Below are 23,242 nucleotides of genomic sequence, written 5' to 3' on the forward strand. Positions count from 1 at the left end.
ACCGAGGCTGTCTGTGGCACGGCCGGGCCGAGGGCGCACGGCCTGATCGTCCTACGGCAGAGAAGCGTGATGCAGCGCGGGGTGGGGCGGTCAGCCCGTGGCTTGTCGTTGTCGGAAGTGGATGGTGATGCGGCCGTCGGCATGCCGCTCGATCGAGTGTTCGGTGTCGGCGTGGTCGATGGCGTGGTGGTGGGTGCCGCAGAGGGGGACGGCGTCGTCGATGCGGGTGTGGCCGCCGTCGCGCCAGGCGGTGAGGTGGTGGGTTTCGGTCCAGGCCAGGGGTCGGTCGCAGCCGTCGGCGGCGCATTCGTCGTAGAGCAGGGCGAGTGCGGCGCGTTGGTTCTCGGTGTGGAAGCGCTTCTGGCGGCCGAGGTCGAGGGGGACGGAGGTACCGCCGAGCACTGCGGGGATGACTCCGGCTTCGCACGCGAGTCGTCGTACGGTTCCTGCCGAGATGCTGTCGCCGATGTCGGTCCCGGCGACCTGGCGGGTCTGTTCGCTCAGTGCGTCGAGCCCGATCGTGACGATCACCGTTGCGGCGGTCTTGGGGTGCAGGTGATCGGTGGGCAGGCGCTGGAGGAGGTCGGCGAACGCCAGGCCGCGTTTCTGTTGCCAGGTCAGCTCCTCGGCGCGCCACCTTGCACCGGCATCCTCATCGCTGCCCGGACCTGTGCCCGCGCTGTCTCTGCCGCTGTCCGCGCCAGAGCTGTTGTTCGAGCCGATGCTGCTGGGGCCGGTACTGAGGGCGGGCGAGTCGCCGTTGAGGCTGCTCACTGCAGCATGGGGGTGACCGCCGTGAGTTCCGTCGCCATGGTGACCGGATTCGGTGATGCCGCCAGTGCCGTTGGCTGCGGCGCTGACGAGGTGCGCACGGCGGGTGGAGCGTCGGGGTGCGGTCATGGCGTCGACGATCTTCTTCAACGCGGCTCCGGAGTACCAGGGGACGGTGAAGTGCCCGGTCATGGTGCCGTCGTGGTTGTCCTTGATCCAGAACGCCGACTTCTCCCGCGCCCGGTCCTCGGTGTCAGCGACCACCCGGTCTTCGTGGGCGTCGACCACGGCCGCGTCCTTCTCGACGACGTCGAGGACGCGTCGGGCGGCCTTGCGCAGCTGTGCCGGGGTCCGGTTCGCTGCGAGCCGGACCAGCTCTCGTTCACACTCGAGCCGGCCCGCGGTATCGACGGACGCGGGGAGCTCGGTGAGGGCGTGGACGATGACCTTCGCGTGCTCGACCGTGATGTCCCCGGCATCGAGGGCCACCCCGGCCGGGGTTCGTGGTCGCGCAGCAGCACTGTCAGCTGAGCCCGCGTCCGTGACCGTGTCCTCGCCGCCGCCGTCGGCATCGGCTGTCGGGTCCACGAGCGAGAGCGTCGCCTCACCGCCATCTCCACCGCGGCCGTCACCGTCGCCAAGAGCGCCAGCGACGAAGGCGTCACTGGCCGCCGAGGGACGGTTGGCGCCGGTGTGCTTCGACACCCACGAGCCGGTGTCGACGAACCCGGTCCGCTCCGGCGCCCCCGCCGCCGACGCCCCCGCGATGGTGCGCAACCGGGCCGCGTCCACGCGCCGCCCAACCCGCTCCACCGACGACAACAGCTCGCGCCACTGTCGCTCCGGCAACCCCGAGCCTTCCGAGCCCGTCAACCGGGCCAAGCCCGACAGCACGTCGTCCACGGCAGCGTCCATCCGAGCGAGCGCAGACCGGACCGCCTCCACCGGGGAGGCGGTCTCGGACACGGCCACGCTGCTCATACGAACAACACAACCACCCACCACTGACAACGCCCGCCGACAAGCGGCTGACCTGCAAGGCTGTCCCGTGATCGGCCCAGGCAGAGCAGGAGGCAGGAGAGCGTATGACCCGATCCCAGCCGTTCGTCGACACCGCCGCGCTCGACCGCGCCACGGCGGGCCTGCCGACACCGCTCGTCGCTGTCGACCTCGACGCGTTCGACGCCAACGCCGCAGACCTCACGCGCCGAGCCGCCGGACGCCCCATCCGCGTCGCGAGCAAGTCGGTGCGCTGCCGCTCACTCCTGCGACGCGTGCTCGACCGTCCCGGCTTCGCCGGGGTCATGGCGTATGCCGTCCGCGAGGCCGTGTGGCTCGCCCGCCACGGCTTCACCGACGTCTTCGTCGCCTACCCGAGCACCGACGTCGAAGCGATCCGCGCCATCGCCGCGGACGACGAGCTCCGCGCCGAGATCACCCTCGCCGTCGACAGTGTCGAGCACGTCGCCTTCCTCACCGAGGCCGTCGGTCCAGCACCAGGGCTCAGGGTCGCGCTCGACGTCGACTGCTCCGTGCGCCTCGGCCGGCTGCACCTCGGTGTCCGCCGCTCACCGTTGCGCACCCCTGACGACGCCGTAGCCGTGACGCGCGCTGCGCTCGATGCGGGCCTGCGGGTCGCCGGGGTGATGTTCTATGACGCGCAGGTCGCCGGCCTGCCCGACCGCGGCCCACACCTTCGGCGCCTCAAGAAGCGCACCCTGACCGAGCTCGCGGAACGTCGGGCCCCGCTCGTCACCGCCGTGCGCGCCCTCACCGACCTTGACTTCGTCAACGGCGGCGGCACGGGCAGTGTCGGCAAGCTCGCGACCGCCGTTACGCTCACCGAGCTCGCGGCCGGTTCCGGTCTCTATGGCCCAACACTCTTCGACGGCTACGACGACTTCTCACCCCACGCAGCCATGGCCTTCGCCCTCCCGGTGGTGCGGCGACCCGCGGACGGCATCGTCACGGCATACGGCGGCGGGTATGTCGCGAGCGGCGAGCCGGGATGGTCGCGCGTCCCCACCCCGGTCACCGCAGCGCTGCGGCTCATCCGCACCGAGGGCACCGGGGAGGTCCAGACGCCACTGCGTGGCGACAGAGCCGACGTACTGCGTCTCGGCGACCGGGTATGGATGCGTGGCGCCAAGGCGGGCGAGCTCCTCGAACGGTTCGACGAGATCCACCTCGTCTCCGGCGGCCGGCTCGTCGAGACGGTGCCGACCTATCGCGGGGAAGGACGGAACTTCGGATGACGTGGAGCAACTGGGCGGGCAACGTCACGGCCGAACCGGCCCGCGTTCTCGAGCCACGCTCGGTGGGGGAGGTCGCGACCGCGGTCGTGGACGCGGCGGACAGGGGCGAGCACGTGCGGGTCGCGGGCGCCGGGCACTCGTTCACCCCGCTCGTCGCGACGGACGGAACGCTGCTGCGCCTCGACCGGCTGAGCGGCCTCGTCTCGGTCGACGAAGCACGACGGCGGGTGCGGGTGCGCGGCGGCACACCGTTGCACGTCCTCAACCTGCTCCTCGACGGGCTTGGGCTTGCGCTGCCGAACCTCGGTGACATCGACCGACAGAGCATCGCGGGCGCCATCGCCACGGGAACCCACGGCACCGGGGTGCGCCATCAGGGCATTGCCGCCGCGGTCACCGGCCTGACCCTCGTCCTTGCCGATGGATCCGTTGTGTCCGTGGATGATTCGCACGACCACGAGCTGTTCCGGGCGGCGACGGTGGGGCTCGGGGCCTTCGGTGTCGTCGCCGAGGTCGAGCTGCAGTGCGTACCCGCGTTCCGGCTGCGGGCGTTCGAGACGCCGGGGCGTCTCGACGAGGTCCTCGACGGCTACGAGAAGCTCGTCGCCGAGAACGACCACGTGGACTTCCACTGGTTCCCGCACACGGATCGCGTTCTCCTCAAACGCAACTCGCGCGTCACGGACGACTACCCGGGCCGTCCGCAGCCGCGCTGGCGCGAGCGGCTGGACGAGGAGATCCTCAGCAACACCGTCTTCGGCTGGCTCAACCGCGCCGCGGCGGTCCAGCCGAGCATCGTCCCCCGCCTCAACCAGGTGAGTGCGCGCGTGCTCGGCTCCAAGGAGTACGTCGACACCTCGTGGTGGGTCTTCTGCTCGCCGCGTCGGGTGCGCTTCCGGGAGAGCGAGTATGCCGTCCCGCGCGCCTCCCTGCCCGCCGTGGTCGGCGAGCTGCGGGTGTGGGTCGACACCCACGACGCCAGGCTGCCGTTCCCTGTCGAGGTCCGCTCGACGGGAGCCGACGACGTGTGGCTCTCCACGGCATACGAACGCGAGAACGCTTATGTCGCGGTGCACCAGTACCACCGGATGGACGACGGCGGGGTGTTCGCGGCGTTCGAGGCCATCGTGCGCGAGCACGACGGGCGGCCGCACTGGGGCAAGCTGCACACGTTGGGAGCCGACGACCTGGCGCGGCTCTACCCGAGGTTCGGCGACGTCCAGCGGGTTCGCGAGCGCGTCGACCCAGGGGGCCGATTCGGCAACACGCACGTTGCTCACCTTCTGGGGGCGTGATCGCATGGGCCGGGGGTCTGTCAAGGCACGAGCGGACCGACAAGTCTTGACGGCGGGGGCTCGCACGCCTACTCTCACGCCAGAGGCTGGGGGGGGTGGCCCTTCGGCCGAAGGGAAGGGGTATCCCCATGAAATTGCGCATCGCGGGTGCGGGTTTGGCGCTGGCGCTCGGGACGACGGTCCTGAACGCGGCTCCGGCCTCCGCCGCCACGTCGTGTTCGACGTGGCTCACCAAGCAGGTAAGGACTGCACTTCCAGACCTCTACTACGGCAACGTGAAATGCTCGTCCATCTCGATCAACACCAAGGTTCGCGGTGGCTTGGCCATTGACAACGACCTCGACTGCTACACCGGTTGGTTCACCCGAACCAACTACACCTACAAGACGTGTGGGGCGGCTCGAGTGAGTGGCGCCTACTACCAGACCGCCACGCTTTGAGCGAGGGCTCCCAGGTGGGATGCGCCGACGTGACCGTCTCCTACAGAGATGGTCCACGTCGGCGCATTCTCGTCCTCGACGAAGTCAACCTCTCGCTACATACGGGTCTCACGGCAGTCGTCGGGCCGAGCGGTAGCGGAAAATCCACCCTGCTGAGAGTCCTGGGTGGCGTGCAGCGGCCAGATTCCGGGAAGATCCACCATAGTCCCGATGACGTAGCGATGACCTTTCAGGACGCCCGACTCGTCCCTTTTCTTTCCGTTCAAGAAAATGTTGCTCTGGCTGTGGAGCTGGCGGGAAGATCACCACATGCGTTCTTAAGTTCTCCTCTTTTGGACCGTCTGGGGGTGGCTCACCTCAAGGAACGCCTCCCCGGGACATTGTCAGGAGGTGAGCAACAAAGGGTGGCCGTTGCGCGTGCAGCAGCCACCGATCCGCAGTTGCTGCTCGTGGATGAGCCGACAGCGTCTCTCGATGAAGAGAGTGCAGAGGTGGTCATATCGACGCTCAGAGCGGTCGCCGACGACGGAGCGCGCGTCCTCGTCGCCACGCATGACCAAGCGGTCACGAGAGCGGCCGATCGAGTTCTGCGTCTCGCTCGACACCAGCTCGTTGAGGGCGAGCCCTGGTGAGACCACTGCTCTTGTCCCTCCGCCTGCTCAGGTTCAGATGGGTCTTGGGAATGGCCGCGACATTGGTCACCGCCGCCACGGTTGCCGGGATCACCGGCCTCTCAGCCGTCGCTCGGTACATGGACGCCTCCGTGGCGGCATCTGTGCGACAGGGGGTGGCCAACAAGGAGCAGATTGTCGTGGCGGGCCGTAAGGCTGACGCTGTGCTCCTGAAGGAGGCCGGGTTCATCGGTCTGACGACCGGCCGAGCCCTGGTGCTCTCCAGTCAAGGTGCGGACAGTGTGGAGTCCCTTGTCGTGGACACCCCAGTGGTGACGTACGCGACCGTCAGGGGCGATGCGACAGTTGCGACTGGTGAAGTCGCAGTGTCAACGGCGTTGGCGGAAAAGTTGGCGTTGGCGGTGGGACAGGACGTACGCATCCGAATCGGTGAGACCACATGGAGAAGCGCGACGGTCAGCGGCATTCTGGTGGATCCTGCTGCGGTTGACCGTGCGTTCATTGTCTTGCGCCAGCAGGTCAAGCCGGATCCAGGCACCACGTGGGCCGGGCCGGCTGGCGACGACGTCGTGGACGAGCTGTCTGGCGTGGGCTCTGGGGAGACGTCCGGATCCCTCACCGACAGCCGGGTGGCTGAACGGGTCGCTCAGGCTAATGGTCCGTTTCACCGCGTCGTATTCGGCATGACGCTGAGTTTGGCAGTGCTGGGTAGCTTCCTTCTCGGGGTTCTCCTGTTGGCTGGGCGCCGTGCCGTTGAGCCTGATGTTCGGGGGCTCGTGGCCGCAGGCATGCCGGAGCCGAGAGTCGCGCGGGTTCTTCAATTCTCCGCGGCGGCACCTCTCGCTGTGGGCGCGGTCGTAGGTGCTGTTGTGGGAGGAATAGCCCCCTGGCTCGCTCGTCCATTAGCACGAAACATTGGTCACGTGTGGCTCGCGCCGCAGTGGCCGGAACCCCGGTCAGTCATTCTCGCTCTTGGATCCATTGGACTTGCTTGCTTCGTTGCGTGCCTCATCGTCACCCGGCTCAGACCACGAGCGGCACGGTCCTTGTCAAGTCCGTGGGCCGTCCCGGATGGGTTTCTCCGAACGGCCTGTGTCGTTGCTGCAGTCTGCGTGGCGCTGGTCATTGGTGCCCGCCTGTTCATGACTCCGGTCACGGTGAGGTGGGTGGGTCTCCCGTTGGCCGTCGGGGCTGTCGCGGTACCGACCGCCGTCGCTGGGGTCGCGATTCTCTACCGCTTGGGGCCAGTCAGGCGTGCCTTCTGGAAGCGTGCGGGCCTGCCGGTTCTGGGCGTGGGCGTCGTGACTTCGGCAGTGTGCGCTGTCTTTGCCTGGTCAGCGGCCGACCGCTGGCACACGGTGGCAGTGAACCAAGCACTGCCGGGATCGGTCATGCAGCCGCGGGACTCCGTGGTGGCGTCTGCGGTGCCTGGCACTGCTACACAACTCCTTCGAGATCGATTCGTCGAGTTGGGTGGCCAAAGCGCTCGATGGTGGGCTCTACCGGATGAGCAGTCGACTCAGGTACGCGTCACGACTGCCTCGGCAGCTGCATGCGTAGCCAAGAACCCGGAGCTCGATATTTCCATGGTGCCGCCCGAGTGCACTCGCACTGACTCGCCTGTGCCGATGAATGGTGTCTTCCTGACCGACAAAGGGAGCGCCCGACCAGGCGCCCCTGCGGTTGACCCTGCTCTGAACCAGTCGGGTGCGGTCGCGCTCGTGACCTATGGGCCGTCGCGGGCCGAGAAACCCCGGATCCAGATCTTCGACGGAGTCGTGGATGATCCGGTTCTCGGAGGTTTGTTGCCAGGCATGAGCGTCGAGGCCGGGAGCCCCGCTGCCAAGAAGCTTGGACTCACGCCATCATCGGTGAACCTCGTCGTCTTCCTGGGGGCCGGAGATCTTTCGCAGCGTGAGCGGGCCACCTTTACGGCGGAAATCCTACGACTGGCGCCCACTACGTTGCTGTCCGACGACACCCGAGAGCCGCTCACGCAGCGTTATCGTGCCATCCGACTGAGTATGGGCTTGCTCGCACTCCTCATCCTGACCATCTTTGCCGCCAGCATGGTGTTTCTTTCAGACTATCTCGGGTCACTGGAACACGTCACGGCCGGCATGCGAGGCAAACTTCGATTGCGACCAGGCGTTGTCGCCTTCGTTTTGTCTTCCGCTGCCTTTGGTTCTTTGAGCGGGTTGGCCTATGCGTGGTTCTCGGGCGTCCATGTCGCCGCGTCGTTCGGTGGGGTTTGGACGTGGGGGTTTGCCGCGGTCCTCCTGGGGACTCTCCCCCTTATGCGGCGCACGAAGGGTCATCGGGGCAGCTGAGCTGGCGAGTGGATCCAGCAGGGGCACTCTGGCAATCATGTCAACGGGATGGGGCGGCGCACCCGTCGGGCGTGCGTCACCGAGTCGATCGTCAGCAGCACCAACGCAATCCACACGATGCCGAACCCGACCCACAGGGCACCCGACACGTGCTCACCGAGCAGCAGCACGCCACAGAGCAGCTGCAGCACCGGTGTGAGGAACTGGATGAGGCCGATCGTCACGAGCGGGATCCGCCGGGCCGCCGCCGCGAAGAGCAGCAGCGGGATGGCCGTGACGACACCGGCGGCGACGAGCAGGCCGGTGTGCACACCGCCTTCCGACCCGAACGTCAGGTCTCCGCGCCGACCGAGCACGAGCAGCACCACCACTGCGACCGGCGCCAGCACCAGGGTCTCGGCCGCGAGTGAGTGCGTGGCTTCGAGCGAGGCGCCCACGCGCTTCTTGACCAGTCCGTAGAACGCGAACGAGAACGCCAATGACAGTGCGATCCAAGGGAACTCGCCACCGGCGATGGCCAGGTACACGGCCGCCAGCGCGCCCACCGACACCGCCGCCCACTGCAGCGGACGCAGCCGTTCGCGCAGCACGAACACACCCAGCCCCACCGTGACGATGGGGTTGAGGAAGTAGCCGAGCGCCGCGGCATACGTGCGCCCGGTCAGCACCGCCAACACATAGACGACCCAGTTCACCGCGATGAGCAGCGCGGCGACGGTCAGCCCGGCTGCCAGCCGCGGGCGCCGCACGACCGAACGCACCCACGCGAGGTCGCGGCGCACGAGCAGCACGAGCGCGCAGAAGACGAGCGTCCACAGGATCCGGTGCGCGAGGATCTCGAAGGCTCCCGACGGCGCGAGCGCATGGAAGTAGAGCGGGAACAGCCCCCAGATGCCATAGGCGAGGAACGCGTATGCCGTCCCGCGCCGGAGCTCGGTGTCCTCGCCTGCCGGCGGGGTCACCTCGCGCTCGGACGAGCGCTCACGCGACGGTCCACGTGTCCCGGCCGCGCAGCAGCGCCGCGAGGTCGTCGTCGGTCGCCGGACCACCGGCGGTGTCGACGGCGGCCTGCACCTGCGCACGCACGCCGTCGTCGTAGGTGGGCCGCGACACCGACCGGAAGATCCCCATCGGCACGTGCGTCATCTCGGGGGAGTCGAGTCGCGACAGCTCGAACGCTTGGGCCGGCGACTCCGCACCGGCGTCGTGGACGACGACGTCGGAGTCCTCGGAAAGCTCACTGGCAGAGACGAACTCGAGGCGACCACCCGGCATACGGACCAACGTCTTGCGGTCATCCTCGGGGCCCACCTCGACGGGCGAACCGTCGACGAGGTGCACGATCCGCGCCTCCTGCTGCGAACGGTCCTTGATGAGCTCGAACGCGCCGTCGTTGAAGATCGGGCAGTTCTGGTAGATCTCGACGAGCGAGGTCCCGCGGTGCTCGGCGGCCGCGCGCAGGATCGAGGTGAGGTGCTTGCGGTCGCTGTCCATCGTGCGCGCGACGAACGTCGCCTCGGCGCCGAGCGCCAGCGACACCGGGTTGAACGGCTGGTCGACCGAGCCCATCGGCGTCGACTTCGTCACCTGGCCGACGCGCGACGTGGGGGAGTACTGGCCCTTGGTGAGGCCGTAGATCTCGTTGTTGAACAACAGGATCGTGAGGTTGACGTTGCGCCGCAGTGCGTGGATGAGGTGGTTGCCGCCGATCGACAGCGCGTCGCCGTCACCGGTGACGACCCAGACGTTCTGGTCCGGCCGCGACGTCGCGAGACCGGTCGCGATGGCCGGCGCGCGCCCGTGGATCGAGTGCATGCCGTAGGTGTCGAGGTAGTACGGGAAGCGGCTTGAGCAGCCGATGCCGGAGACGAACGTGATGTTCTCGCGCTTGAGACCGAGCTCGGGCAGGAACCCCTGCACCGCCGCGAGGATCGCGTAGTCACCGCAGCCGGGGCACCAGCGCACCTCCTGGTCGGAGGTGAAGTCCTTCTTGGTCTGCTTCGTCGCGTCGGCGGGCAGCAGCGGTATGCCGGCCAGCCCGCTCGGGCGCTCGGCTGCACCGTTCGTGGTCTCGTGGGTGGTGGTCACTGGACCTCCTCGAGGTGGGTGAGGATGGCGTCGGCGAGGTCGACCGTGGAGAACGGCAGGCCGCGCACCGACGTGTGCGGGCGGACGTCGACGAGGTACTCGGCACGCAGCAGCATGGAGAGCTGGCCGAGGTTCATCTCGGGGACGACGACGCGGTCATACGACCGCAGGACCTCGCCGAGGTTGGCGGGGAACGGGTTGAGGTGGCGCACGTGTGCGCTGGCGACCGAGTGGCCCGCATTGCGGACCGCGCGGACGGCGGCGGCGATGGGTCCCTGCGTCGAACCCCAGCCCAGGACAAGGACTTTCGCGTCACCGGTGGGGTCCTCGACGGCGACGTCCGGGATGCCGGCGATGCCCGCGACCTTGGCGGCGCGCAGGCGCGTCATGTGGTCGTGGTTGTCGGGGTCGTAGGAGATGTTGCCCGTGACGTCGGCCTTCTCGATCCCGCCGATGCGGTGCTCGAGCCCGGCCGTGCCGGGGACGGCCCACGGGCGGGCGAGGGTGTCGGGGTCGCGCAGGAACGGGTGGAACACCGGCTCGCCCTTGTCGTCGGTGCCGTTGGGCTCGGTCGCGAACTCGACGCGCAGGTCGGGCAGGTCCGCGACCTCGGGGACGGCCCACGGCTCGGACCCGTTGGCGAGGTAGCCGTCGGAGAGCAGGATGACCGGGGTGCGGTACGCCGTCGCGATCCGGACCGCCTCGAACGCCGCGTCGAAGCAGTCGGCCGGCGTGGACGGCGCAATGACGGGGACGGGCGACTCACCGTTGCGGCCGTAGAGCGCCTGCAGCAGGTCGGCCTGTTCGGTCTTCGTCGGCAGGCCGGTCGACGGGCCGCCGCGCTGGACGTCGACGATGACGAGCGGCAGCTCGAGCGACACCGCGAGTCCGATCGTCTCGGACTTCAGCGCCAGGCCGGGCCCGGACGTCGTCGTCACGCCGATGGCGCCGCCGAAGCTCGCGCCGAGCGCGATGCCGATGCCGGCGATCTCGTCCTCGGCCTGGATCGTCGTGACGTCGTGGCGCTTGAGGCCCGACAGGGCGTGGAGGATGTCCGAGGCCGGCGTGATCGGGTAGGACCCGAGGACGAGCGGCAGCTGCGCCTTGTGCGCGGCGGCGACGAGACCGTGCGCGAGGGCGGTGTTGCCGGTGATGTTGCGGTAGGTGCCGGGCGGCATCGTCGCCGGCGCGATCTCGAAGCTCGACGCGAAGTCCTCGGTCGTCTCGCCGTAGTTCCAACCCGCGCGCAGGGCGGTGAGGTTGGCCTCGAGGACCTCGGGGTGGGCGCCGAACTTCTTCGTGAGGAACTGCTCGGTGCCCGTCGTGGGACGGGTGTACATCCACGACAGGAGACCGAGGGCGAACATGTTCTTCGCCCGCTCCTTCTCCTTGCGGGTCAGGCCCTCGAACTTCTCCAGCGCGTCGACGGTGATCGACGTCAGCGGCACCGCGTGGACGTGGAACGACTCGAGCGACCCGTCGTCGAGCGGGCTCTGGTCGTAGCCGACCTTCTTGAGGTTGCGCGACGTGAACTCGTCGGTGTTGACGATGATCGTCGCGCCGCGCGGCACGTCGCCGATGTTGGCCTTGAGCGCGGCCGGGTTCATCGCGACGAGCACGTCGGGGGAGTCACCGGGGGTGAGCACGTCGTGGTCAGCGAAGTGCAGCTGGAAGCTCGAGACGCCGGGCAGCGTCCCCTGGGGCGCGCGGATCTCGGCGGGGAAGTTGGGGAGCGTCGAGAGGTCGTTGCCCATCGCGGCGGTCTCGGACGTGAACCGGTCCCCGGTGAGCTGCATGCCGTCGCCGGAGTCTCCAGCGAAACGGATGACGACGCGGTCGAGCTTCTGGACGGACTTGCTGGACATGTTCACCTTGCTCGCAAAGGACGTCGTGTCAGCGGTGCTGACTGCTGTCTTTCATCCTACGTCCGCGGTCTCGGCGCGTTGGTGCCGCCCTGATTCTGAGACACCCAACGCCACGTTATGTATGCCGGTGTCGTCCGTATGCCGTCCGCCGCCTTCTCGTGGGGTCACCGGGGACCGCTCCCCATGGTGCCGCTGGCCGCGGGCTGTCACGCTGTGGGACATGGGGTACGACGTCGAGATCACGGATCTTCGCGACTCGGCGAAGGCTGCCCGTTCGGCCGCTCAGCAGGTCGGCAGGCTCACCCCCGGCTCGGACCTCACCGGCGCCGGTGCAGGCATGCCCGGGGCGGGGAGCGTGGCGCTGATGGGGCGGGTCAGCACGGCATGGGGCACCGAGCTCAAGGACTGGGCGAAGGCGGCCCGGGCGTATGGCCGCACCCTCGACACGAACGCGACGCAGTACGCGGGCGATGACGAGGCCGCTCGCGCCGCGTTCGCCGCGGCGGGTGCGGGCGGCTGAGATGTCGATCACCTGGGCCAACGTCACACAGTGGAAGCAGGAACCCCTCGGCACCGCCGAGACCGACCTGCGCGACACGCGACGCTCGATGCTCGATCTTGCCGACGAGCTCGAAACCATGGGCCTGCCCAGGAACTGGACAGGGGGCGCCGCCGAGGGCTCCCGTCGGCGACTCGCCACCGTCGGGAACGACCTGCGCGACATCGTTGCGGAGGTCTCCGCGGCATACACGGCGATCTGTGATGCGAACGACGCCGTCCTCGGAGTCGTCAACGCCGTCGACGCGGCCCAGGAGTTCGCCCGGCTCAACGCCCTGGTCATCGGCTCCGACGGCAGCGTGCGCACCAGTGAGGCACTGGTGTGCAAGGTCGACGAGACCGACGCCGAGGGTGCTGCGCGGCGGGCGCGCCAGGCCCTGGTGACCGAGTGCGCAGAACGCGTCGCCGAGGCGCTGCGGAAGGCACGTGACGTGGACTCCGACCTCAGTGCGGTGCTGACGAGCATCGAGCTGGGCCGCATCGACGGAGGCACGGGGTCCCTCGCGTCGGCCGCGCAGGTCGGCGCGGTCAAGGGGAACCTCAGCATCCTCGAACCACCTCCCGGCGGCACACCGACGCAGAACGCGGCCTGGTGGGCGTCACTGTCACAGGACGAGCGGGACGAGATCATCGAGAACAACCCGGCGTGGATCGGCAACCTCGACGGAGTCGACTTCACCTCGCGCGACCTCGCCAACCGCAACCTCCTCGACGACCGTCGGACGGAGGTCGACTCCCGCATCGCGCAGCTCGAGGCCGGGATGCGCAACCCGGACGGCACCATCAACTGGGACTTCTACTACGACAACAGGAGCGAGTACGAGGACCTCCTGGAGGAGCAGGACTCGATCGACACCATCGACGCGATGCTCGCGAGGCCGGGCCAGCACCAGCTGCTGGGCATGGACTTCACCACGCCGCGCACCCAGGCGATCATCGCCAACGGCAACGTCGACACGGCCGACCACGTCGCCGTGTTCACGCCGGGGCTCACGTCGACCGTGGCCGGCATGGGTGGCTACGACACGGACATGGCACAGCTGCGGACCCGAACCGAAGATGCACTGTTCGCGCGGGGCGAGTCCGGGACCGTCGCGACGGTGACGTGGCTGGGCTACCAGGCGCCGCAGTGGGGGACCACGTTCGCGGGGGACTCGGTGGCTCTCAGCGGATCGGCGCAGGACGGTGGCGAGAGCCTGGCGGACTTCTTCCGGGGCATCAACTCGTCGCGCATGACCGATCCCAACCTCACGGCACTTGGGCACTCCTATGGATCGACAACCACGGGGTACGCCCTCCAGGAGTCCGGCACGGGTGTCGACCGGGCCGTGTTCTTCGGATCACCGGGGCTGGGCACGAGCGACGTGGGGGACCTCGAGATCCCGCCGGGCAGTGCCTACTACGCCGAGGCGAAATGGGACGGCGTCGGGGACCTTGGCCGGTTCGGGACCGACCCCAGTGGGATGGAGGGGATGAACTTCCTCGAGACCGGCGACGCGACCGGAGCCGGTGGAGAGGACTTGTCCGGTGTCACGGGACACTCGAGCTATCTCGAGGACGGCTCGACGAGCCAGTACTCCATGGCACAGATCGTCGGTGGCCACCCCGAGGACGCCGTCGAGGGTCAGAACCTGGGCTGGCTCACCGACCCGGTGAAGGCCCAGCCGTGGTGGCCGTTCTGACATGAGACCTGCCAGAGGAGACACCCTGTTGACGAACCCCGCCCGACCTCATCGCCGGACCGTGGTGCGAGCCGTCGCCGCGACCAGCGTCGCGATGGCCCTGCTCACCGGATGCAAAGGACAACCCGTGGAACCCGAGACGACGAACGCCGCTGATGCCCGCCGGCAGCTCGAGCAGCGGCGCACCCAGGCACAGGCCGAGCAGGACAACCTCGCCTTGCTCGCCGAGGTGCGGGCCGTCCTCTCGGAGGTGAACCCGGACCTGAAGTGGCGCACGCCGGAACCGGCCGTGGAGTCAGGATCGCTGTGCAAGAAGCCGTTCGACCGCGTCGACGGCGCAGGCACGGCGATCCTCACCAGCGGCGGAGCGTTCGGCGCCATCTCCGACGCGGACTGGCCGCGCGCGTGGGCGGCCGTCAAGGCGGTCGCGGCCAAGCGCGGCTACGGCGACGAGAACGTCCTCAAGGACGAGCCGGGCGGGCATCAGGTGTCGGTGTACGACAAGGACGGGTCGGAGCTGTCCGTGGGCACCGGCGTCAACACCACGGCCACGGTCTACGGCGCCTGCTACCTCGAGGACCCGTCCGCGGACGGTCCGTCCACGACAGGGGCCGGGGCGGGCTGGCGTGAGGCGGGCGCTCGCGGCGTGTGGAGCTGTCCTGACACTGGGTCTCGGCTTGGCCGGATGCGGGAACTCGACGGATGGTGACACCCAGGGAGGATCGACAGTGGACGCACGTGCAGAGCTCGAGAAGCGACGCAGCTACGCGGAGGCGCGCGCCGACAACCTCGCGTTGCTCGCGGAGGTGCGCAGCGCCATGAGTGGGGCAGCGCCGAACCTGAAGTGGGTCAAGCCGGAACCGGAAGTCGACGGCGAGAGCAGCTGCGTGGAGCCGCAGTTCGCAAACGTCGCGGGCGCTTCGCACGCCACCTTCGACAGTGGGGGCGCCGAGGGCGGCATCAGCGACGCCGACTGGCCGAAGGCGTGGGCCGCGGTGCAGCAGGTGGCAGGTCAACGCGGCTTCGGTGACCCGAAGGTGGTCATCGACAAGCCTGGTCAGCATGTGGTCTCGCTCTATGACAAGGACGGGGCCGAGCTGTCCATCAACAGCGAGGTCAACACGGCCGTGTCGATCTACGGCGCGTGCCACCTCAAGGATCCGTCCGTGGACAGCTCGTCCGCGTCACCGTGAGGGGTCGCTAGGCTTCCGGTCATGACCGGGTATGCCGCACTCGCCGGCACGCTGTTCATCGGCCTTCTGCTCGTGGTCGCCGCCTCGGGGGCGCGCCGGTTGCTGGCGCCGCGCGACCCGTCACCGGCGAAGCTCACGACCTACGAGTCGGGCGTCGACCCGGTCGGGGAGGGCTGGGCGCAGAGCCAGGTGCGCTATATCGCCTACGCCTTCCTCTACGTCGTCTTCGCCGTCGACGCGGTCTACCTCTTCCCGTGGGCGCTCGTGCTGCGCAACCCCGACCTCGGGGTCGCATCGCTCGTCGAGATCGCGGTCTTCATCGGCATCATCGTCATCGGGCTGCTGCACGCGGCCCGCCGCGGCCTCCTGCGCTGGACGTGAGCACACCGCTGCTGAGAGGGAGTGAGGCCCCGAGCCCGCGCACCCTCGTCGACATCCTGCGCGCCACCATCGAAGCCCACCCTGACGCGACAGCCGTCGACAACGGCAGCCAGGTCCTCACCTACGGCGAGCTCGCCGACGCCGCCGAGGAGGTCGCCGACACCCTCCGTGAGGCCGGGGTCGGGCGCGGTGACCGGGTCGGCATCCGCATCCCGTCCGGGACGCTCGACCTGTATGTCGCGATCGCCGGGATCCTCGTCGCGGGCGCCGCCTACGTACCCGTCGACTTCGACGACCCCGACGAGCGGGCCCGCGTCGTCTTCGGCGAGGCCGACGTCGCGGCCATCATCACGACCGACCTCGTCGTGCGCGCCGTCGGCGACGACACGTCCGGCGGGGCGACCGCGAACGGCGAGCACGCGGCATACGACAGCAGCGACGAGACCACCTCCGACAGTTGGCCACGCGAGGACCCGAGCACGGAAGACGACGCGTGGATCATCTTCACCTCCGGCTCGACCGGCACTCCCAAGGGCGTCGCCGTGACCCACCGCAACGCAGCGGCCTTCGTCGACGCAGAGTCGCGAATGTTCCTGCAGGACAAGCCGATCGGCCCGAGCGACCGAGTCATGGCGGGGCTGTCCGTCGCCTTCGACGCCTCGTGCGAGGAGATCTGGCTCGCGTGGCGCTACGGCGCCTGCCTCGTGCCGGCGCCGCGCTCGCTCGTCCGCTCGGGGGTCGAGCTCGGGCCGTGGCTCACCGCCAACGGGATCACCGTCGTCTCGACGGTCCCGACTCTCGTCGCGCTGTGGCCGACCGAGGCGCTCGCGGCGGTGCGACTGCTCATCCTCGGCGGCGAGGCCTGTCCCCCCGAGATCGGCGCGCGCCTCGCGAACGAGCACCGCGAGGTGTGGAACACCTACGGTCCGACCGAGGCCACCGTCGTCGCCTGCGGCGCCCGGCTCACCGGGGAGCCTCCGGTGCGGATCGGGCTCCCGCTCGCCGGCTGGGACCTCGCCGTCGTCGACGCCGACGGGCAGCCCGTGCCCGAGGGCGGGACGGGTGAGCTCATCATCGGCGGCGTCGGGCTGGCGCGCTACCTCGACGAGGCCAAGGACGCCGTCGCGTATGCCGCGATGCCCACCCTCGGCTGGGAGCGCGCCTACCGCTCGGGAGACATGGTCTGCAACGACCCTGCCGGCCTGGTCTTCATGGGCCGCATCGACGACCAGGTCAAGGTTGGCGGGCGCCGGATCGAGCTCGGCGAGATCGACTCGGCCCTCCTGTCGCTGCCGGGAGTGAGCGGTGCGGCCGCGGCCGTGCGCAAGAGCGAGGCGGGCAACACCCTGCTCGTCGGCTACGTCACCGTCGACGGGACGTTCGACGCGAAGGCGTCGACCGAGGCGCTCCGGCAGTCGATGCCGGCAGCCCTCGTCCCGCGCCTCGCCGTCGTCGACACGCTGCCGACACGCACCTCCGGCAAGATCGACCGCGACGCCCTGCCCTGGCCGCTCAGTGCGCCCTCGACGGCCGAATCCGGTTCTGGCGAGGGCGGATCCGACACGGCGACGTGGGTTGCCGGACTGTGGTCGAGCATCCTGGGCGGACCGCCCAGCACCGACGACGAAGACTTCTTCGACGTCGGGGGCGGCTCGCTCAGCGCGGCCCAGCTCGTGAGCCGGCTGCGTGAGCGGTTCCCCGAGGTGACGGTGGCCGACATCTACGAGAACCCGACTCCCGGGGCGTTGGTCGCGGCTCTCGACGACATGGAGACGCCGGCCGGTCGGCTCAACCGCGACGTGCCACCGGTGCCGGGCAAGACCCAGGCCGCGCAGATCGCGGCGACGGTCGGGCTGCGGTCACTCTCGGGCCTGCGGTGGCTCACCTGGGTCGGCATCGGCAATGCGGTGGCGGCGTCGCTCCTCGACCTGGGCTGGCTGCCGCAGGTGCCGTGGCCGCTGCTCCTCCTCGGCTGGCTGTTGCTCGTCTTCCCGCCCGGCCGGATGGCGCTCGCGGCGCTCGGCGCGCGTGTGCTGCTGCGCGGGCTGCAGCCGGGGGAGTACGCCCGCGGCGGCGAGGTGCACCTGCGCATCTGGCTCGCCGAGCGCCTCGTCGACGAGCTCGGCGCGACGAACCTCTCCGGCGCACCGTTCATCAAGCCCTTCGCCCGCGCTCTCGGGGCGCGCGTGGCCAAGGACGTCGACCTGCACTCGGTGCCACCGGTGACCGGCATGCTCGACCTCGGTCCGGGCGCCTCCGTCGAGCCCGAGGTCGACCTGCGCGGCCACTGGATCGACGGCGCGAAGCTCATCGTCGGACCGGTGCGCGTGCGAGCAGGCGCGCGGGTCGGCGCGCGAAGCACTCTGCTGCCGGGTGCCGACGTCGGCAAGCGGGCCGAAATCGCGCCCGGCTCAGCGGTTTTCGGCGCCGTGCCCGACGAGGAGTCGTGGTCCGGTGCACCCGCGGAGCCCTCGGGTGCTGCGCGAGGCCCGTGGCACGACGCTCGCCCCGCGAACCGTCCCGTCTGGCTCGGTGCGTATGCCGCGTCCGCGGCGCTCGTGTCGGTGGTGCCGATCGCAGCGGTCGTCGTCGGGGCGCTCGTGGTGCTGCCGGCGCTGCGCGACACGACCTCCGTCGGCGGCGCCCTTCGAACCGCTCTCGTGTGGGTCCCGCTCGGCGCGACGGTCGGCTTCGTCGCGCTGGCCCTCGTGGTGCTCCTCCTCGTCCGGCTGCTCGGCCTCGGCCTCCACGCGGGCGCCCACCCCGTGCACGGCCGACAGGCATGGCAGGCGTGGACCACGCTGCGCCTGCTCGACGACGCCCGCACCTGGCTCTTCCCGCTCTACTCCAGCAGCCTCACGCCGGCGTGGCTGCGGGCACTCGGGGCCGACCTCGGCCCGGACGTCGAGGCGTCCACCGTCCTGCTCATCCCGAAGTTCACCCGCGTCGGAGCCGGGGCCTTCCTCGCCGACGACACCCTCGTCGCGGGCTACGAGCTCGGGGGCGGCTGGCTACGCGTCGAGCGGGTGCGCATCGGCAAGCACGCCTTTGTCGGCAACTCCGGCATGGCCGCCCCCGGCCGGAAGGTCCCCAAGCAGGGCCTCGTCGCCGTCCTGTCCGCCGCACCACGGCGCAAGAAGGCGAAGGCCGGCACGTCCTGGCTCGGGTCGCCGCCCCGACCGCTGCGCCGCGAGGGCAGCGAGGTCGACACGAGCCGCACCTTCACCCCCGCGACGCGGCTGCGGGTCGCGCGTGCGCTCGTCGAGGCGCTGCGGGCGGTGCCGGTGTGGCTGCACGTCGCCATCGTCGTGCTCGTCGTCGGCGCGATCGAGTGGCTCCTGGCGCGCGGCCCCGGCTGGGCGGTCCTCGGCAGCGGACTCGTCCTCCTCGCCGCGGGGGCGGTTGCCGCCGGCATCGCCACGGCGGCGAAATGGCTTCTCGTGGGCCGACTCTCGCGTGGCAACCACCCGCTCTGGTCCTCGTTCGTCTGGCGCAACGAGCTCGCCGACACCTTCGTCGAGGTCCTTGCCGCGCCGTGGTTCGCGCGGGCCGCGACCGGCACGCTCGCACTCAACGTCTGGCTCCGGTCGATGGGCGCCCGCGTCGGCGACGGCGTCTGGTGCGAGACCTACTGGCTGCCCGAGGCCGACCTCATCCACCTCGATGACGGCGCCACGGTCAACGCCGGCACCGTCGTCCAGACCCACCTCTTCCATGACAGAGTCCTGTCGATGGACTCCGTGACCGTCGCCCGCGGGGGCACCCTCGGCCCGAACTCGGTCATCCTGCCCGCCGCGCGCATCGGCCGGCACGCGACCGTCGGGCCCGTCTCGCTCGTGATGCGCGGCGAGTCGGTCCCGGACCGGACCCGGTGGATCGGCAACCCTGTCGGACCGTGGGTGGACGACGAGTGACCAGCACCGAAGACACGAGCAGCCCGACCTCGGGTGAGGCGAGCGGAGCCGAAGGCGACCCCTACGTCCCCGGACACGGCGACACGGCATACGGCGTCGACCTGTACGACCTCGACCTCACCTACAAGGCCGCGGGCAATCACCTCTCCGGACGCGCGCACCTCACCCTCACCACGCTCCTCGACACCCCTGCGATCGTTCTCGACCTGCACGCGCTCAAGGTGAGCCGGGTCGACGTCACCGGGGCGGTGCTGCGCCGGTGGACCCACCGCGGGTCGCGGCTCACCCTGCGCTTCGACGACGTGGTCGCCGCTGGGACCGTCCTCACCGTGGCGGTGTCGTATGCCGGTACGCCCCGCACCGTGCCCGGTCCCGACGGTCGCGCGGGCTGGGAGGAACTGACCGACGGCGTCATCGTCGCGGCTCAGCCGCATGGTGCGCCGTCGTGGTTCCCGTGCAACGACCGAGCCGCCGACAAGGCGAGGTACCGCATCAGCGTGACGACCGACGCGGCATACACGGTCGTCGCGAACGGCCCGCTGCGCGCGCAGCGCAAGGCAGGCCGACGGACCCAGTGGGTGCACGTCATGGACGCGCCGATGGCGCCCTACCTCGCGACCGTGCAGATCGGGCGCTACGAGACGACGGCGCTCGAAGGTGGGACCGTTCCGGTGCGTGTCGTCCATCCTCCTCGGCTGAGAACCATTGTGGCACAGGCGTTCTCGGACCAGATGCGGATGATGGAGGTCTTCGAGGAGCTCTTCGGACCGTACCCGTTCGAGGACTACACGGTCGTCGTCACGGACGACGCGCTCGAGATCCCGCTCGAGTCGCAGGCCGTGTCGACCTTCGGTGCGAACCACTGCACCCGGTCATGGGAGTCGCAGCGGCTCATCGCGCACGAGCTCGCACACCAGTGGTTCGGCAACGCCGTCACCGCCGCGCAGTGGAGCGACATCTGGCTGCACGAGGGCTTCGCCTGCTACGCCGAGTGGTTGTGGGCGGAGGCCGCGGGCGTCGCGACCGTCGACGAGCTCGCCGAGCAGCACCACGCCCGGCTCGCCGCGGCACCGCAGGACCTCGTCATCGGGGCGCCCGGCCCGAAGGACATGTTCGACGACCGGGTTTACAAGCGCGGCGCGCTGACGCTGCACGCGGTGCGGTCCGAGATGGGTGACACGGCGTTCTTCGGTGTGCTGCGCGACTGGGTGGCCCGGCACGCGGGGGGCACGGTGACGACCGCGCAGTTCGAGGCGCTGTGCGACCGGGCGGCCGGCCGCCGCCTCGGCGGGCTCTTCGACGCCTGGCTCCGCGCCGACGCGCTTCCACCCATTCCGGCCTCGTCGGCGTGACGATGCCACCCGCCTGGACGGGTGCGGAGCGATTGAAGGTGCTAGTGCGCCAAGGACTTCACGAGGTCGTCCACGGCCTGCGGCAGCGGTTCGCACTCCGCCGCCCTCGCCGTCGTGAACTCGACGTCGAGGCTGTCCCGGCCGCCCTCGATCATTCGTGCCAAGGTCGCGTTCGGGCCGAGGTCGATCGCCAGGTTGCAGCCGTCCTCGAACGACAGGGCTGGTCGACCTCCCACCGTGATGTCCCGCGTTGCGGCGCCCTTCACGGCGGAGACGCGGCTGTCGAAGCTCACCGTGACCCGCTGCTGCTCCCCCACCGCACAGGTGAATCTGTTGGCCGACAAGGCTTCGACCCCCTCAACGCCTAGTGCCTCTGCGACGCCGGCCTTCTCCACGGCGGTGCACAGGTCGACCGTGCCGGAGCTGCCCTCCGGCCAGCTGATCGTGGGCACACCCTTGGCGAGGTTTCCGAGGACAACCTTGCCCAGCCCCGTGACCAGGTCGCAGGCGCCCTTGCTCGTACCCGCCCCGCCGTTGACCTCGATGATGTAGCCGCGATCGCTGACCAGCGTGCGCGAGCTGCACCGGGACTGGCGCGGCGCGGTGTCCAGGATTTGACCGCCTGGCACCTTCTGCACGGCGACCTCGGAGTTGTTCTGGCGCACGTCGTCGGAAAGATCCGCCCGCCCGGGTGCGAGCTCGAGCCAGAGCGAGCCGCCGGGGGAGGTGAACCAGCAGGAGCCCAAGCGCGACCGCATGAAGCCACGACCGATCGCGTCGCTGACCTCGGTGGCCACCTGCTCCTCCGGTGCCAGTGCGCACAGGTCGATCGACTGCAGCTCGCCCAGGGCGGGCTCTGTGGGCAAGTCGCGTTCCCCCGCGCCGCACCCGCCGAGGGCAGCAGCAGCGCCCACCGCGAGAACCGTTGCGAGCGAGCGCAGTCCTCGACCCTTACCTCCCATGTCGATCCCCATGGCACTGACGCTACCGCGTGTCTGGACCGCGTGGCTGACGGTTCCGGCGTAGGGCGTCGGCGGAACCGATGCGGCAGCCACGGCGTCGACGCGACTCGCCTAAGGTGAAGGCGTGAGCGCTGAGCAGCCCGTAATGCTCCCGATGCCACGCGTCGGGCCGGTTGCCGAGCACGCCCCGAAGCCGATTCGGGTCGTGCTCAACTGGGGCCGGCGCTACTCGCTCTGGGTCTTCAACTTCGGTCTCGCCTGCTGCGCCATCGAGTTCATCGCGGCGTCGATGGGTCGTCACGACTTCATCCGACTCGGCGTCATCCCGTTCGCGCCCGGGCCACGACAGGCCGACCTCATGGTCGTCTCGGGCACGGTGACCGACAAGATGGCGCCGGCGATCCGGCGGCTCTACGACCAGATGCCCGAGCCGAAGTACGTCATCTCCTTCGGCGCGTGCTCGAACTCCGGTGGCCCCTACTGGGACTCCTACTCGGTGACCAAGGGCGTCGACCAGCTCATCCCCGTCGACGTCTACGTCCCCGGCTGCCCGCCGCGACCCGAGGCGTTGCTCCACGGCATCATCCGGCTCCAGGAGCAGATCGCGGGCGAGCGTGTGTCCGGGGCAGCGATCGCCGCCCGGAGTGGCCGGACTCGTCGCAGGGCGAGTGCCGCCGAGGTCACCCGCGGTCGGGTCGAGAGGCCCGTCTGATGCTCATCGTGCTGGGACTCTTGGCCTTCGTCATCGAGTTCGCGTTCATGGTCGGCGTGTTCATGCTCGCCAGTGGGCTCGTCGGCGGTGGCGCGAGCGGTGCCGTCATCGGGGTCCTCGCGGTCGTCCTCGTCGCCGTCCTGTGGGGTCTGTTCGTCGCACCTCGGGCCCGTATGCGGATCCCGAAGGTCCCGCGCGCGCTCGCCGCCGGTGGGGCAGTGGTCGTGGTCGGGGCCGGGCTCCTGGGGCTGGGCCACCAGCGGTTCGGTCTGGTCCTGCTCGGCGCCGGGCTGGTACTCGTCCTCGCCCAGCTGGCCCTCGATGACGGGCCACCCCCTCCGCCTCCACCTCGTCGTCGTCCTCCGGTCGGCGCCGGTGACACGCGCCGCTCCCGCCGCCGCTGACTCGTGGCGGAGGGGAGGAATTGGCGAGTTGTGCACGCCAGGTGAGCGGCCGGCATACGGGAGCGGGAGTTGAGTCCATAGGGTTGGTGTACGACGACACCGGTGAGCGTGTCCCTACGCACGTAGGTGCGGTCACCGCGTGATCCTTCGAGTGAACCTCTCACAGCACTCTCGAATGGAGCATCGCGATGACCGCGAACACCAGTATCGACCCTGCCGTCTTCCTGCACGACCAGCTCGCCCAGGCCAGCCCGGACCTGATGCGCGATCTGCTGACCACGTTCATCAACGCGCTGCTGTCGGCGCAGGCCGATAGCGTGTGCGGTGCCGAGTACGGCACCCGTAGCCCGGACCGCACCAATAGCCGCAACGGGTACCGGCACCGGGACCTGGACACTCGCGCCGGCA

20 protein-coding genes are annotated in these 23,242 nt (G+C 69.7%); 15 read left to right on the forward strand and 5 right to left on the reverse strand.

Translation table 11 applies throughout. The features are described from left to right. Positions 1-90: 90 nt before the first annotated feature. Entirely contained in the window at positions 91-1,752 is a 1,662-nt protein-coding gene (locus tag BCF74_RS15530) for an HNH endonuclease signature motif containing protein (protein WP_106298865.1), read from the reverse strand. A 104-nt stretch (positions 1,753-1,856) separates the two neighbouring features. Between BCF74_RS15530 and BCF74_RS15535 the strand changes: the two genes are divergently transcribed. The 5 genes from BCF74_RS15535 to BCF74_RS17165 all read left to right on the forward strand — a co-directional run bounded on the left by BCF74_RS15535 (position 1,857) and on the right by BCF74_RS17165 (position 7,723). Continuing rightward, positions 1,857-3,026 carry an amino acid deaminase/aldolase gene (locus BCF74_RS15535; protein ID WP_106298866.1) on the forward strand — a complete coding sequence of 390 codons (1,170 nt, stop codon included), beginning with the start codon at positions 1,857-1,859 and terminating at the stop codon, positions 3,024-3,026. Then, positions 3,023-4,321, forward strand: coding sequence for a D-arabinono-1,4-lactone oxidase (locus tag BCF74_RS15540; RefSeq protein ID WP_106298867.1), 1,299 nt, complete (start codon positions 3,023-3,025; stop codon positions 4,319-4,321). Before BCF74_RS15535 ends, BCF74_RS15540 begins: the two co-directional genes overlap by 4 nt. A 128-nt stretch (positions 4,322-4,449) precedes the next feature. Then, positions 4,450-4,761 (forward strand): hypothetical protein, encoded by a 312-nt coding sequence (locus tag BCF74_RS17160; RefSeq protein WP_146133008.1) that lies wholly within the window; start codon positions 4,450-4,452, stop codon positions 4,759-4,761. A gap of 29 nt (positions 4,762-4,790) precedes the next feature. Beyond that, complete coding sequence (locus tag BCF74_RS15545) at positions 4,791-5,393, forward strand: ABC transporter ATP-binding protein (RefSeq protein ID WP_170070273.1); 603 nt, start codon at positions 4,791-4,793, stop codon at positions 5,391-5,393. 50 nt (positions 5,394-5,443) lie between these two features. Next, a complete protein-coding gene (locus tag BCF74_RS17165; RefSeq protein ID WP_146133009.1) occupies positions 5,444-7,723 on the forward strand; it encodes a hypothetical protein in 2,280 nt (759 codons plus the stop codon). 35 nt (positions 7,724-7,758) lie between these two features. Here the strand turns inward: BCF74_RS17165 and rarD are convergent, their stop codons facing one another. From rarD to BCF74_RS15565, 3 genes are read right to left on the reverse strand one after another with little or no spacing between them, the layout of a single operon-like run. Beyond that, on the reverse strand, positions 7,759-8,685 hold the full coding sequence (gene rarD, locus BCF74_RS15555) for an EamA family transporter RarD (protein ID WP_106298881.1): 927 nt from the start codon (positions 8,683-8,685) through the stop codon (positions 7,759-7,761). A gap of 19 nt (positions 8,686-8,704) precedes the next feature. Next, positions 8,705-9,811 carry a 2-oxoacid:ferredoxin oxidoreductase subunit beta gene (locus BCF74_RS15560; RefSeq protein WP_106298870.1) on the reverse strand — a complete coding sequence of 369 codons (1,107 nt, stop codon included), beginning with the start codon at positions 9,809-9,811 and terminating at the stop codon, positions 8,705-8,707. Then, the gene (locus tag BCF74_RS15565; RefSeq protein ID WP_106298871.1) at positions 9,808-11,676 is read right to left on the reverse strand and encodes a 2-oxoacid:acceptor oxidoreductase subunit alpha; all 1,869 of its coding nucleotides are present in this window, start codon (positions 11,674-11,676) and stop codon (positions 9,808-9,810) included. Before BCF74_RS15565 ends, BCF74_RS15560 begins: the two co-directional genes overlap by 4 nt. Before the next feature lie 220 nt (positions 11,677-11,896). Between BCF74_RS15565 and BCF74_RS17170 the strand changes: the two genes are divergently transcribed. The 7 genes from BCF74_RS17170 (at position 11,897) to BCF74_RS15595 (ending at position 20,756) form a co-directional block, all read left to right on the forward strand. Beyond that, positions 11,897-12,196 carry a hypothetical protein gene (locus tag BCF74_RS17170; RefSeq protein WP_146133010.1) on the forward strand — a complete coding sequence of 100 codons (300 nt, stop codon included), beginning with the start codon at positions 11,897-11,899 and terminating at the stop codon, positions 12,194-12,196. 1 nt (position 12,197) lies between these two features. After that, entirely contained in the window at positions 12,198-13,916 is a 1,719-nt protein-coding gene (locus BCF74_RS15570; protein WP_170070274.1) for an alpha/beta hydrolase, read from the forward strand. A 127-nt stretch (positions 13,917-14,043) separates the two neighbouring features. Next, entirely contained in the window at positions 14,044-14,625 is a 582-nt protein-coding gene (locus tag BCF74_RS15575; RefSeq protein WP_170070275.1) for an LppA family lipoprotein, read from the forward strand. Positions 14,626-14,644: 19 nt separating this feature from the next. After that, entirely contained in the window at positions 14,645-15,109 is a 465-nt protein-coding gene (locus BCF74_RS15580; protein WP_170070276.1) for an LppA family lipoprotein, read from the forward strand. Positions 15,110-15,130: 21 nt separating this feature from the next. Beyond that, positions 15,131-15,490: an NADH-quinone oxidoreductase subunit A gene (locus BCF74_RS15585; RefSeq protein WP_106298875.1), complete on the forward strand. Its 360-nt coding sequence runs from the start codon at positions 15,131-15,133 to the stop codon at positions 15,488-15,490. Continuing rightward, positions 15,487-19,404, forward strand: a complete 3,918-nt coding sequence (locus BCF74_RS15590) for a Pls/PosA family non-ribosomal peptide synthetase (RefSeq protein WP_106298876.1) — start codon at positions 15,487-15,489, stop codon at positions 19,402-19,404. Before BCF74_RS15585 ends, BCF74_RS15590 begins: the two co-directional genes overlap by 4 nt. Beyond that, positions 19,401-20,756 carry a M1 family metallopeptidase gene (locus BCF74_RS15595; protein WP_106298877.1) on the forward strand — a complete coding sequence of 452 codons (1,356 nt, stop codon included), beginning with the start codon at positions 19,401-19,403 and terminating at the stop codon, positions 20,754-20,756. The genes BCF74_RS15590 and BCF74_RS15595 overlap by 4 nt, the downstream gene beginning before the upstream one ends. Before the next feature lie 41 nt (positions 20,757-20,797). Here BCF74_RS15595 and BCF74_RS15600 read toward each other — a convergent pair whose 3' ends face one another. Then, a complete protein-coding gene (locus BCF74_RS15600) occupies positions 20,798-21,730 on the reverse strand; it encodes a hypothetical protein (protein ID WP_146133011.1) in 933 nt (310 codons plus the stop codon). Between the two features lie 133 nt (positions 21,731-21,863). On the opposite strand from BCF74_RS15600, the gene BCF74_RS15605 reads away from it, so the two are divergent. The 3 genes from BCF74_RS15605 to BCF74_RS15615 all read left to right on the forward strand — a co-directional run. Continuing rightward, complete coding sequence (locus BCF74_RS15605; RefSeq protein WP_106298879.1) at positions 21,864-22,430, forward strand: NADH-quinone oxidoreductase subunit B; 567 nt, start codon at positions 21,864-21,866, stop codon at positions 22,428-22,430. Beyond that, a complete protein-coding gene (locus BCF74_RS15610; RefSeq protein WP_106298880.1) occupies positions 22,430-22,834 on the forward strand; it encodes a DUF2568 domain-containing protein in 405 nt (134 codons plus the stop codon). Before BCF74_RS15605 ends, BCF74_RS15610 begins: the two co-directional genes overlap by 1 nt. A gap of 188 nt (positions 22,835-23,022) precedes the next feature. Continuing rightward, positions 23,023-23,242: transposase (locus BCF74_RS15615; protein WP_177426672.1), on the forward strand; the 220-nt coding region annotated here is incomplete at its 3' end.

Source organism: Knoellia remsis (assembly GCF_003002895.1).
In the GTDB taxonomy this organism is placed as follows: domain Bacteria; phylum Actinomycetota; class Actinomycetes; order Actinomycetales; family Dermatophilaceae; genus Knoellia; species Knoellia remsis.

Coding starts and splice junctions, on each gene's coding strand:
- BCF74_RS15530 (WP_106298865.1), bottom strand. CDS start 1,752: ATGAGCAGCGTGGCCGTGTCCGAGACCGCCTCCCCGGTGGAGGCGGTC.
- BCF74_RS15535 (WP_106298866.1), top strand. CDS start 1,857: ATGACCCGATCCCAGCCGTTCGTCGACACCGCCGCGCTCGACCGCGCC.
- BCF74_RS15540 (WP_106298867.1), top strand. CDS start 3,023: ATGACGTGGAGCAACTGGGCGGGCAACGTCACGGCCGAACCGGCCCGC.
- BCF74_RS17160 (WP_146133008.1), top strand. CDS start 4,450: ATGAAATTGCGCATCGCGGGTGCGGGTTTGGCGCTGGCGCTCGGGACG.
- BCF74_RS17165 (WP_146133009.1), top strand. CDS start 5,444: ATGGCCGCGACATTGGTCACCGCCGCCACGGTTGCCGGGATCACCGGC.
- BCF74_RS15565 (WP_106298871.1), bottom strand. CDS start 11,676: ATGTCCAGCAAGTCCGTCCAGAAGCTCGACCGCGTCGTCATCCGTTTC.
- BCF74_RS17170 (WP_146133010.1), top strand. CDS start 11,897: ATGGGGTACGACGTCGAGATCACGGATCTTCGCGACTCGGCGAAGGCT.
- BCF74_RS15570 (WP_170070274.1), top strand. CDS start 12,198: ATGTCGATCACCTGGGCCAACGTCACACAGTGGAAGCAGGAACCCCTC.
- BCF74_RS15585 (WP_106298875.1), top strand. CDS start 15,131: ATGACCGGGTATGCCGCACTCGCCGGCACGCTGTTCATCGGCCTTCTG.
- BCF74_RS15600 (WP_146133011.1), bottom strand. CDS start 21,730: ATGGGGATCGACATGGGAGGTAAGGGTCGAGGACTGCGCTCGCTCGCA.
- BCF74_RS15605 (WP_106298879.1), top strand. CDS start 21,864: ATGCTCCCGATGCCACGCGTCGGGCCGGTTGCCGAGCACGCCCCGAAG.
- BCF74_RS15610 (WP_106298880.1), top strand. CDS start 22,430: ATGCTCATCGTGCTGGGACTCTTGGCCTTCGTCATCGAGTTCGCGTTC.